Source organism: Vibrio ezurae NBRC 102218 (assembly GCF_000467185.1).
Classification (GTDB): Bacteria; Pseudomonadota; Gammaproteobacteria; order Enterobacterales; family Vibrionaceae; genus Vibrio; species Vibrio ezurae.
The window spans coordinates 15,850-27,060 of record NZ_BATM01000024.1 but is presented as its reverse complement, the minus strand read 5'-3'; the positions used below and the strand labels follow the sequence as shown (position 1 = coordinate 27,060).

The 11,211-nt window shown below is 43.8% G+C and carries 10 protein-coding genes; 8 read left to right on the top strand and 2 right to left on the bottom strand.

The window, feature by feature from the left end; genetic code table 11:
• Positions 1-111 precede the first annotated feature (111 nt).
• Positions 112-1,938 carry an ABC transporter ATP-binding protein gene (locus VEZ01S_RS09505; RefSeq protein ID WP_021713825.1) on the top strand — a complete coding sequence of 609 codons (1,827 nt, stop codon included), beginning with the start codon at positions 112-114 and terminating at the stop codon, positions 1,936-1,938.
• Positions 1,939-2,027: 89 nt separating this feature from the next.
• On the opposite strand, the gene VEZ01S_RS09500 is transcribed toward VEZ01S_RS09505, so the two are convergent.
• A complete protein-coding gene (locus tag VEZ01S_RS09500) occupies positions 2,028-2,768 on the bottom strand; it encodes a glutamine amidotransferase-related protein (RefSeq protein ID WP_021713824.1) in 741 nt (246 codons plus the stop codon).
• Between the two features lie 387 nt (positions 2,769-3,155).
• Here VEZ01S_RS09500 and astA point away from each other — a divergent pair, with 387 nt between their 5' ends.
• Together astA and astB are read left to right on the top strand one after the other, a co-directional pair.
• Positions 3,156-4,193: an arginine N-succinyltransferase gene (astA, locus tag VEZ01S_RS09495; RefSeq protein WP_021713823.1), complete on the top strand. Its 1,038-nt coding sequence runs from the start codon at positions 3,156-3,158 to the stop codon at positions 4,191-4,193.
• Between the two features lie 19 nt (positions 4,194-4,212).
• Positions 4,213-5,565 (top strand): N-succinylarginine dihydrolase, encoded by a 1,353-nt coding sequence (gene astB, locus VEZ01S_RS09490; RefSeq protein WP_021713822.1) that lies wholly within the window; start codon positions 4,213-4,215, stop codon positions 5,563-5,565.
• Between the two features lie 64 nt (positions 5,566-5,629).
• Here astB and VEZ01S_RS09485 read toward each other — a convergent pair whose 3' ends face one another.
• A complete protein-coding gene (locus tag VEZ01S_RS09485) occupies positions 5,630-5,983 on the bottom strand; it encodes a hypothetical protein (protein WP_021713821.1) in 354 nt (117 codons plus the stop codon).
• A 193-nt stretch (positions 5,984-6,176) separates the two neighbouring features.
• Between VEZ01S_RS09485 and VEZ01S_RS09480 the strand changes: the two genes are divergently transcribed.
• The 5 genes from VEZ01S_RS09480 to VEZ01S_RS09460 all read left to right on the top strand — a co-directional run bounded on the left by VEZ01S_RS09480 (position 6,177) and on the right by VEZ01S_RS09460 (position 11,180).
• A complete protein-coding gene (locus tag VEZ01S_RS09480; RefSeq protein WP_021713820.1) occupies positions 6,177-6,731 on the top strand; it encodes a carboxymuconolactone decarboxylase family protein in 555 nt (184 codons plus the stop codon).
• 108 nt (positions 6,732-6,839) lie between these two features.
• On the top strand, positions 6,840-7,481 hold the full coding sequence (locus VEZ01S_RS09475; RefSeq protein ID WP_021713819.1) for a DsbA family oxidoreductase: 642 nt from the start codon (positions 6,840-6,842) through the stop codon (positions 7,479-7,481).
• A 45-nt stretch (positions 7,482-7,526) separates the two neighbouring features.
• Positions 7,527-8,195, top strand: coding sequence for a haloacid dehalogenase type II (locus VEZ01S_RS09470; protein WP_021713818.1), 669 nt, complete (start codon positions 7,527-7,529; stop codon positions 8,193-8,195).
• A gap of 147 nt (positions 8,196-8,342) precedes the next feature.
• On the top strand, positions 8,343-8,927 hold the full coding sequence (locus VEZ01S_RS09465) for a TetR/AcrR family transcriptional regulator (protein ID WP_021713817.1): 585 nt from the start codon (positions 8,343-8,345) through the stop codon (positions 8,925-8,927).
• Positions 8,928-9,575: 648 nt separating this feature from the next.
• On the top strand, positions 9,576-11,180 hold the full coding sequence (locus tag VEZ01S_RS09460; protein WP_021713816.1) for a sensor domain-containing diguanylate cyclase: 1,605 nt from the start codon (positions 9,576-9,578) through the stop codon (positions 11,178-11,180).
• Positions 11,181-11,211: the final 31 nt, after the last annotated feature.

The following is an 11,211-nucleotide window of genomic DNA, read 5'->3' as shown; positions in this document are numbered from 1 at the left end:
AATATCCGTTCGACTACATACTGTCGCTGATGACGTGTTCACTCAACAAGCTATCTTTCCCCTTGCTGTTACGCAAAATCTCTTCGCAAGGCGACATTTTAGGATCAATACATGTATAAACTATTTGAAGGATTCACTAAAGCCTTCCCTAAACAAGAGCCGGAACAGCCGCCCAATACGGTTTTCGCATTTTGTCGCTACTACACCAAAGGTTTTGAAAAGCCACTACTGCTGATGGCACTGCTAAGTACCGTGGTCGCCATTGTCGAAGTATCTCTATTTGGCGTAATGGGTAAACTGGTTGATTGGCTCAGTTCAAGTAGCCCTGAAACCTTCATGCAAGACAACGCCAATACACTGATTATCTATGGCGTATTGGTGCTCATTGTCATGCCAATTCTGGTGATTTTACATTCGCTGATTCAGCATCAAACATTGCTAGGTAACTACCCAATGTCGATTCGCTGGATGGCACACCGCTACCTATTAAAGCAAAGCTTATCCTTCTATCAAGATGATTTTGCTGGCCGAATCGCGACTAAGGTGATGCAGACCTCTCTGTCGGTACGCGAAACCGTGATGAAGTCTCTGGATGTGTTTGTGTATGTTTGTGTGTACTTCACCTCAATCATCGTATTGCTGGCCCAAGCGGACTACCGTTTAATGCTGCCTATGCTGTTGTGGTTGTTCGCCTATATCGGCATTCAGTGCTACTTTGTGCCGCGCCTGAAAAAGGTCTCCTCAGAGCAAGCCAATGCTCGCTCAACCATGACCGGACGCATCGTCGACAGCTACACCAACATAGCCACTGTAAAGCTGTTTTCGCACAGCAAACGAGAAACCGAATATGCCGAAGAAGGTATGGAAGGTTTCCTTGACACTGTTTACCGTCAAATGCGCCTAGTGACTGGCTTTAATGTGATGGTGGAAGTGGTCAATTACATTCTGGTGTTTGCCATTGCCGCGATTTCTATCTACCTATGGACCGAAAGTGCGATTAGCGTGGGTGCTATCGCCATCGCCATCAGTTTAGCACTGCGTTTAAACGGCATGTCGATGTGGATCATGTGGGAAGTGGGTGCGCTATTTGAAAATATGGGCACAACGGTGGATGGTATGGCAACCCTCTCCAAACCGATTGATATTCAAGACAAGCCAGATGCTAAACCCATCAAAGTTGAACACGGCGGCATACAGTTTGATGATGTTAGCTTCCACTATGGCGAAAATAAAGGGGTTATTAGCAACCTAAGCCTCAATATTAAACCGGGTGAAAAAGTCGGTTTAGTGGGACGCTCTGGCGCAGGTAAATCGACGCTGGTGAACTTGCTACTGCGCTTTCACGATGTGGAAGGCGGTAAAATCAGTATTGATAACCAAGATATCGCCTCCATTACCCAAGATTCATTGCGCAGTAAAATTGGCATGGTGACCCAAGATACGTCACTGTTGCACCGCTCTATTCGCGACAACATCTTATACGGCAACCCTGATGCCAGTGAAGAAGCCCTTATTGCTGCAACCACACAAGCGCACGCGCATGAGTTCATTGATACTCTAACCGACCCGTTTGGCAATGTTGGCTATGACGCACAAGTGGGTGAACGCGGCGTTAAACTATCGGGTGGACAACGCCAGCGCATTGCCATTTCTCGGGTACTGCTAAAAGATGCACCGATTTTGGTACTAGATGAAGCCACCTCTGCGCTGGATTCAGAAGTGGAAGCAGCGATTCAAGAAAGTTTAAATGAGTTGATGCAAGGTAAAACCGTAATTGCCATTGCTCATCGCCTATCCACTATTGCCTCTATGGACAGATTGATTGTGCTAGATAAAGGGCATGTGGTGGAACAAGGTACACACCAAGAACTGATTGAAGGTGACGGCATTTACGCTCAATTATGGGCACATCAAACTGGTGGCTTTATCGCGCAATAGGCTGTCTGTTAGCAACTAAAAAGCGTTTAAAAATAAAAAGGTTAGAAGCAGTGCTTCTAACCTTTTTTATAGCTAATTTGTAGAGCGCTTTACACTAACTGAGCAAAGCTCGGATCTTGAATCGACTCGGTATTAAAGGTAAAAAATGAATCAATCCAGAGCAATACAATGCCTGAATCCAGTATCTCTTTCGCTTGTTCAAAGGTCGCTAAATACTGCTCTTCGCTAATAAGATGCTTACGCTCCTCCACCAATTGCGACAGAAAATCTAAGGTAAATTCCGGGTGTCCCTGAATCGTAAAAATATGGTTGTCTTTGGCAAGCATAAAGTTAGGGCAAAATTCACTAGAGGCGATGACTCTCATCCCCTTGGGCACAGTAATGACTTGGTCTTGATGACTGACTAGCATGCGCAATCGATCAATCGAAAAATTCATCCAGCGCTTTTGCGCCACGATATTGACTTCATAACTGCCCAATCCCCAACCTTTTTCTGAGCGACCGACTGTGCCACCCAGCGCCCGAGCAATCAGTTGATGACCAAAACAGATGCCCACTAATGGGATACGACGCGCTTCACAACGCTTCACCCAACTCATTAATTCGACAATCCACGGTGCATCATCAAACGCGTTGCACACACTGCCAGTGACGATATAGCCATCGCACTCATCTAAGTTAGGAAGTTGCTGATTAAACGCTGCATACTCTTCAAATACCATCTCATTATCGACTGCTTGAAACGCTGTCTCAATCATATCCGAGTATTGCCCATATACAGCGGAAAGCTCGTCAGAAAGGTGTCCGCATACTAATATCCCTATCTTCATCCATCGCCCTCTTTTATGCCGTGAGAATTCGCTATTACACTGATAAGTATAGGTGCTTATCAAAAGTCACCACTTATAATCGCCATAATCAACATTAAAAATGAACTGCTAAACAAAAGCCAAACCTTGATAGCCATCACACTTTATTGAATACAATCATTATTTTTCACGGGAATGCACTCATTTTCATAATTAATCACCACCGCCAGCACGCTTTGCCTTGTCAGGGCTACTTAGCACATATATAAGCATTAATAACGAATAACCAATGAATAAATAGTGCATAAATATAAGCTAATCCTTTTATTTTTGAATACCATCGACTTGATTCACTTTCCTTAGCCTGTATTGTGACAACAGACTAAAATTGCAAGGAATGCACTTTATATGCTGTTAATACGCCCTATTACCGCCAATGATCGCCAAGGATTAGCGACATTAGCCAAACAAACAGGCACTGGATTCACCTCTATGCAGGATGATCCAAAACGCCTAGATCAAATGGTACAAGAGGGCTGTGCTACATTTGAGAGTGACACCCCAGCAGAAGATGGATACTACTTGTTTGTTGCCGAAGATTTAGAGCAAAAAACATTGGTAGGAACCTGCGCGATACAAGCGGGCATCGGTCTGCAAGACCCTTTCTATAGCTACCACCTAGATACCACCGTGCACTCATCAAGAGAGTTGGATGTCTATAACAAAATTCAAACACTCAGCTTGAGTAACTTCCATACCGGGTGTACTGAGCTTTGCACTTTGTTTCTTCTGCCCGATTCACGTAAAGGCTTCAACGGCCATTTGCTTTCTAAAAGCCGTTTCTTATTTATGGGGCAACACGCCAATCGTTTTGATTCTACTGTAATTGCCGAAATGCGAGGCTTTAGTGACGAAGAAGGCAGCTCACCTTTTTGGGAGGGGCTCGGCAGGCACTTTTTCAATCTGGACTTTGCCATAGCGGACACACTCTCTATGCACGACAAAGTCTTTATCGCTGAATTGATGCCGAAAAACCCAATCTATACCAACTTACTGCCTGAAACCGCCCAAGAGGTCATCGGCCATACTCACCCACACACTATCCCAGCCAGAAAATTATTAGAATCAGAAGGGTTTCGCTTCAACCACTATGTCGATATTTTTGATGCAGGACCGATGTTAGAGTCACAACTTACCGATATTCGTGCTGTCAAAGAACAGCAAACGGCCAGTGTAGCTATCTCCAAGCAATTCACACATTCAGATACGCCTTATTTGCTCAGCAATGGACAAGTAAAACACTTTCGAGCGATTGCAACCAAAGCTATACACCTACAAGACGGCATCCTGACCATGGATAAACAATTGGCGGAAACGCTACAGCTAGAGGCGGGAGACAAAGCGGTATTTGTCCCTTTGTTCAGTTCTTTCTCTGAGCAAGAATAACGTATATCAAGGAATGAATATGAAACACTCCAACCAATATGTTGAAGCAAACTTTGATGGACTCGTCGGCCCAACGCACAACTACGCGGGTCTTTCTGATGGGAATCTAGCCTCAAAAAATAATAAGACCAAAGCCTCTAACCCAAAACTTGCGGCGAAAGAAGGCTTGAAAAAGATGAAGACCTTACATGATTTAGGGATGACTCAAGGTGTTATTGCCCCTCTTGCCCGTCCCGATATTGGCGTTTTACGTCAACTCGGATTTACTGGAGACACCGCTGCTATTCTCAAACAAGCGGCGCATCACTCCCCTGCACTGCTGGCTGCCTGTTGTTCAGCCTCCAGCATGTGGACTGCAAATGCTGCAACTGTCTCGCCAAGCAGCGATACAGCCGACGGTAAACTGCATTTCACCCCTGCCAATCTGATAAATAAGTTCCATCGCTCTTTAGAGCACCCTCAAACCGGACGTATTTTAAAAGCGATGTTTAGCGATTCCAGGCACTTTATTCACCATGATGCCCTGCCTGCCAGTCACTATTTTGGGGATGAAGGAGCAGCCAATCACACCCGTTTTTGTCGAGAGTATGGAGAACAAGGCGTTGAATTTTTTGTGTTCGGTGAAAGCGCCTTTAATCATGAACAAGTCAAACCGAAAAAATTTCCCGCAAGGCAAACTCTAGAGGCAAGCACAGCCATTGCTCGCACCCATACATTAACTGACAACAAAGTCGTCTTTGCTCAGCAACACCCTGACGTCATTGATGCTGGAGTCTTTCACAACGACGTCATAGCCGTCGGCAATCGTGATGTCATGCTGTGCCATGAACAAGCCTTTCTCGATAAAGAACGTGTTTATCAAGATCTCAAGGCGGCGATGGGTACCCCATTAAATATCATCGAAGTGCCTCAGTCAGCCGTATCCGTAGAAAGTGCCGTAAATAGCTACCTATTTAATAGCCAACTACTCAGCCTTCCTAATGGAAAAACAGCGCTAGTCATACCAAGAGAATGCGAACAAAACCCGCAAGTATCGGCCTACTTGCGCACTTTGATAGACAGTCAATCCGGCATTGATCAGTTATTGTGCCTTGATTTGCAACAAAGCATGCAAAATGGCGGCGGCCCGGCGTGCCTACGTTTGCGTGTTGTCCTATCGCCAAAAGAGCGCAGTGCGATGAATCAATCTGTCATTATGAGCGACGAGCTATTTGTCACCTTAAATCACTGGGTAGATTGCCATTATCGTGATTCACTAAGCTCTCAAGACCTGCTCGATCCAATGCTGCTCACCGAGAGCCAAACCGCACTGGATGAACTCACGCAAATTTTAGGGCTTGGAAGTGTGTATGATTTTCAAAAAGAAGGGTGAGTTCAAAAAACCTCTGGATAAAAAAAGAACCCTATTGAGGGTAATAGGGTTCTTTAGCTACATATTATTTAGATAAATCGATTTTATAAATACCCAGTCCGTACTCATTGTCTTTATTCGTCGGTGTCACTTTATGTGTTTGATACTTCTGAATAAACGACATGGCATCTTTGGTATTCGATGTTTGGAACAAAATATCTAGATCATGTTTACTGTTGATAGGAGCGATAGACCAGTTGTGATCCGCAGCGGTGCGAATCAGCCCCTTTTTCGAGCTCGTTTCTAAATAATCCGCTAGGATATTTCGAACTTCAAAAGGTTGCTCTAAGATCACATGCCCCATACCTGTACCCGCAAACTTTCCTGCATTTGCTCGATATGAGCTGGTCGCAACAATAAACTCTTGAGTTGGTGACACGGGTTTATTATTAAATGTCAGGTGCGTTACGAAGAAATGAAACTTACTTTAAATCAATGATATAACAGTAAACCACACTTTATTTGAACGATCACTCAATAATAATCTTGAGCGATCGTTCAAATTCAACTATAGTTATCTTCGTCAACAGGGAGTACTCCCTTAATCAACTTTCATTTATTGGAGTAATACAATGAGCAAGTTCAAATTCCATACCCTAGATAGCGCACCAGAAAAAAGTAAACCAATGCTAGAAGGCGCGATTAAACAAGTGGGCGCGATTCCTGGTTTGTACGCGGTAATGGCCGAGTCTCCTGAAACATTCAGCGCCTACCGACAACTAAACCAATTCTTTACTAACACCTCTTTTGACGCAGAAGAGTTGACTGTCGTATGGCAAACCATCAACGTTGAGCATGAATGCCAGTTTTGTGTACCTGCACACACCGCCATTGCACACTCAATGAAAGTGGATCCTGCATTGACCGAAGCGTTGCGCAATCAACAAGCAATGCCAACGGCTAAGTTGCAAGCATTGCACGACTTTACCTTGGCCATGGTACGTGAACGAGGCAATGTCACTGACGCACAAATGGACGCTTTTTTTGCCGCCGGTTATGCTCAGCAACAAGTTCTTGAGGTGATTCTTGGTGTGTCGCAAAAAGTGATCAGTAACTACGTCAACCACGTCGCTAAGACTCCAGTCGACCCTATGTTTGAACAATTTGCTTGGACGAAAAAAGCATAATGATCGCGTGGTTTAGCTAAGGGGTAATATGAAGTTGATAAAAGCAGAGCCTCTGGATTATTCCTTAGTCTAAATAAACGCAACTAACCGTGACTCTGGAGCACCGCTATGAGTAATAGAATCAAAATTGACATCATCTCTGACGTTGTCTGCCCTTGGTGTATTGTGGGCTACAAGCATCTTGAAGCTGCCATTGACGAACTGGGGATCAACGATCGCGTTGATATTGAATGGCAACCCTTTGAGCTCAATCCTGATATGCCAGAAGAAGGCGAAAATCTACGTGATCACGTCGCACGCAAATATGGCGCATCCCGTGAGGACAGTGACAACGCACGGCGTAATATTACCCAGCAAGGTGCGAAATACGGTTTCAAATTTGATTATTTTGCAGATATGAAAATGGTCAATACACTTAATGCACATGTTCTTTTAGAACATGCAAAGCAATTTGGCTTACAAACTGAACTTAAAATGCGCCTATTTTCGGCCTTCTTTACCGAACACAAAGACGTATCCAACCGTGAAACCTTACTCAGTGAAGCGCAAGCCGTCGGTATTGCCAAAGAAGGAGCCATACTCGCACTAGGCGATGCAGAACTTAAAAACTCAATAAAAGCCATCGAGTCTCAATGGCATCAAATGGGGGTCAGTGGCGTTCCTACAGTGGTATTTAATCGAGAAAGTGCCCTTACCGGTGCGCATCCACAGCAGGCATTTAAGCAGGCGCTTCAAGCGCTTTTAAAATAAACCGCATACTGAACAACCCATATCAACACAAAGCGAGTAAACAGCATGAAATCCGAGATTATTCTATTTGATATTAATGAAACCGTTTTAGATCTTAGCTCGCTTAAAACCCATTTTATCAAGGCTTTTGGCCAGCAAGATGCTCTGCCATTGTGGTTTTCCCGCCTGCTTCATGCGTCCACGGTATGTATTGCTACCGGAGTTCGCAGTGACTTTGCGACACTGGCGGCAATCACACTGGATAATCTAGCGGCTTATTACCAAGTCACATTAAATGATGCACAAAAGAGCGGACTACTAAAAGAGTTTGCTCGCCTTCCCACCCACTCAGACATCAAGCCTGCACTCTCAAAATTACGACAGCATGGCTTCAAAACGGTGGCGTTTTCGAATTCATCATCAGCTTTGATCAATCAACAGATTGCCCAAGCGGGTTTGGCCGACTATTTCGACGAGCTGGTTTCTGTTGAGAGCACAGGTAGCTTCAAGCCCGACCCTTTGGTGTATGACTTTGTCATGCAACACCTCGGAGTCGAAAAAACAAATGTACGTCTAGTGGCCACTCATGATTGGGATACGCACGGCGCACTGTCTCAAGGCCTCAAAGCTGCATACATCGCCCGCGCTACTCCCTTTTATCACCCGTTGTATCTCAAACCAGATATACAGAGCCAAAACATGCTAGAGATTGTAGAGCAGATAATTTCAGCCTAGATGGCAAGTCAGCAACAGTGCGAACTTACTGCGAGTTGCTACGTATTCGTCTCATTTATCTGTATCGCTAGCTTTACCCATCGCTAATTTCACCTTAAGATTGAACATACGTTCAAAGTAATGTGTTTAACACAATAGGCACCATCAATGGCAAAAACGGCACAGTTCGATCGCGGAGAAGTGATTGAAAAAGCAACCAATTTATACTGGAAGAAAGGATATCACGCGACTTCTATGCGTAATCTGCAAGATGAGATTGATATGCGACCAGGCAGTATTTATGCCGCTTTTGGTAGTAAGGATGGTTTGTTTAAAGAAGCCCTTAAAAATTACGCCAACCATGGACTAGCGCATATTGAACGGTGTCGTCAGCACAACCCTTCACCGCTTGGGGCGTTAAAGGATTTTGTCAAAGCTCAAGTAATTGAAACTGCTGACGGGGCGCCCAATGGGGTATGCATGTTAGCAAAAACCTTAGCTGAACTGACAGGCGAGCATCAAGAGCTACTTGATGAAACCAAAGCTCATCTTAGTAAGCTAGCCGACGAGTTTACCAAGCTGATCGAACAAGCCCAGCAGATGGGAGAATTAGATAAAGACAAAGACGCCGTCGCATTAGCTCATTATATCCAAATCCAAATGGCAGGTCTGCGCACCTTTGCAAAAATGAATAACGATAAAGCGCTACTCAATCAAATGATTGAAGATATCTTTGCACACCATCTGTTTTAGCGCGACTGCCCATCAATGAGAGCTCTACAAACTCTCGATAAAAGAGTAATAAAAGACTGAAGTTCTTATTCCTAAGTGGCACAACTGAGTATTTACCATTAGGCTTAATGTGTCACTCAATGAACTCGCGATGATGACATTATACGAAGGCCTTCCAAGGCCTCATCTTTGGTCTACTTTGTTTCAGTTGGCACACTTATACATACCAGACCCCTTCTCCAAGCCCAAGCCACTCGCTTGGGTTTTCTTTTGTTAGTGTATTGTTTCTTGGAACCAGTAACCCAGTTAATACGGATTACTTTCGTTGGAGTGAGTGGCCAAACAGAGAGAGCAAACATGCGCTGTTGTAACTCTCCTTGCTCCAGTACTGCCTTAGCAATACCTGCGACGTCCGCACTCGAATAAACTCTTTTATGATCAAGTTAAAGCGACGTTGCTTCAAATAAGCCTCGATGGCAAAAGGCTTTATAAGCAGCAGGTTATCGAGTATATATTCACTCCACCCTCTGTGATCCTTGTTGCATATAAGTATAATGATTATTCGCAAATCATTATATTAGACTATGATTATAAAACACTGAATGATGAATGTTTTCAAGTATATAGCCGTTGTCATTTTATACCTATTCTTCAGTACGTAAGAGCTGTATGTCATTATCAAAAAAAATTGTTTTTACCCTATTGCCTCTCCTAATGGCAATGATCGCGATAAGTATTTATGGTCAATGGAAATACATCTATCCCACCTTCCAGAAGCTAGAGCAAAAAGACGCCATCACCAACTTTGAACGTGTCGCAGCAAGTCTAAATAGTGATATTAAAAGGCTTGATTTACTCAATAAAGATTGGGGAGCGTGGGACGAAACTTATTCGTTTATTCAGGGAGAAAACCCAACATACATTGCCTCGAACCTTGGCGTAGAATCGTTTCGCAATGGCAAATTCGACTTTTTATTCTTCTTCGACGAAAGTCATTATCTTGTATGGCATGGTATCTACGATAGAAACAGTGACTCATTTGTAAGAAATACCCAATTTACCCAAAGTGTTATCGACAAACTACAACTTAAGTTTGCCAACTTGGCCTCAGGTACCATCTATCCAGAAACTCATTATATGGGCCTTGTGCTACTTCATCATCGGCCTGTCGCCTACTCCATACGCCCTATTTTAACCTCAAATGAAAGTGGCCCGTCGAAAGGGTTTATAGTTCGAGGGCGCTACGTCGATACCGAAGTGGTCACCAATATCATTGAGCAAACCCGCGTACGCTTTCAAATTATTCCAGTCCAAAATAAATCAATCGCTGTTGACGACCAGTATTCCATTAGAAAATTAAACAACGGCACTTTAGAAGTCTCACGGTATCTGTTTAATGATGGTAGCCCTATTATGCAGGTGAAATCCTACTTTCAACGGGATATTAGCCAGCAAGGGAAAGTCGCCATCCAATCCGCTATCATGACCAACATATCGCTGGGCATTTTATTGCTCGTGGCAGTGTGGTTTATTCTAAAAAAAATTGTCATTATCCCCATTACACAATTAACCGATAACGCCACCTCTATCACCTATACCCAAAACTACCAGCAGCGCACCCAAGTAAATTCTAAAGATGAAATTGGCGAGTTGTCCCAGCAACTTAATGAAATGCTGCATGTCATCGAAAATAGAGAACTGGAATTAGAAGATGTCCTCAATAAGGTAACACAGTTATCGATGACCGATTCCCTGACCCATATAGCGAACCGCTTAAAGTTTGATTCTGTCTCAGATATTGAATGGCGCAGAATGAAACGAGAACAGAAGCCGATGTCCATTATTATGTGTGACGTTGATTTCTTTAAGCAATACAACGACCACTATGGGCATATTAAAGGCGATGAATGTTTAGTCTCAGTCGCGCAAGCCCTCAACGAAACGCTAGCACGTCCTGCGGATTTGGTTGCCCGGTTTGGCGGCGAAGAATTTGTACTATTGCTACCCAATACCGACCTGGAAGGTGCCAAACATATTGCACAAACGGCGCTCAATAAAATAGTGTCATTGAAAATTGAGCACCCTGATAATGTCGCCTCCCCCTACCTCACGGCAAGTTTTGGCATTGCCAGTATTATCCCAACCAATGAAAAATCGATACTGCAATTGATTGGTGATGCCGATAAAGCCTTATACCAAGCAAAGCAAAAAGGTCGAAATACTGTACAAGCTCTAGAAAATACCCCTGAAGAAAGTACAAACTCTATCGGCTAATTTTTAGCGCAATAAATCTCGACAATCTCTG

Excerpts from the sequence above, each read along its gene's own strand:
- VEZ01S_RS09505 (WP_021713825.1), top strand. The coding sequence starts at position 112 with ATGTATAAACTATTTGAAGGATTCACTAAAGCCTTCCCTAAACAAGAG.
- VEZ01S_RS09500 (WP_021713824.1), bottom strand. The coding sequence starts at position 2,768 with ATGAAGATAGGGATATTAGTATGCGGACACCTTTCTGACGAGCTTTCC.
- astA (WP_021713823.1), top strand. The coding sequence starts at position 3,156 with ATGCTGTTAATACGCCCTATTACCGCCAATGATCGCCAAGGATTAGCG.
- astB (WP_021713822.1), top strand. The coding sequence starts at position 4,213 with ATGAAACACTCCAACCAATATGTTGAAGCAAACTTTGATGGACTCGTC.
- VEZ01S_RS09480 (WP_021713820.1), top strand. The coding sequence starts at position 6,177 with ATGAGCAAGTTCAAATTCCATACCCTAGATAGCGCACCAGAAAAAAGT.
- VEZ01S_RS09475 (WP_021713819.1), top strand. The coding sequence starts at position 6,840 with ATGAGTAATAGAATCAAAATTGACATCATCTCTGACGTTGTCTGCCCT.
- VEZ01S_RS09470 (WP_021713818.1), top strand. The coding sequence starts at position 7,527 with ATGAAATCCGAGATTATTCTATTTGATATTAATGAAACCGTTTTAGAT.
- VEZ01S_RS09465 (WP_021713817.1), top strand. The coding sequence starts at position 8,343 with ATGGCAAAAACGGCACAGTTCGATCGCGGAGAAGTGATTGAAAAAGCA.
- VEZ01S_RS09460 (WP_021713816.1), top strand. The coding sequence starts at position 9,576 with ATGTCATTATCAAAAAAAATTGTTTTTACCCTATTGCCTCTCCTAATG.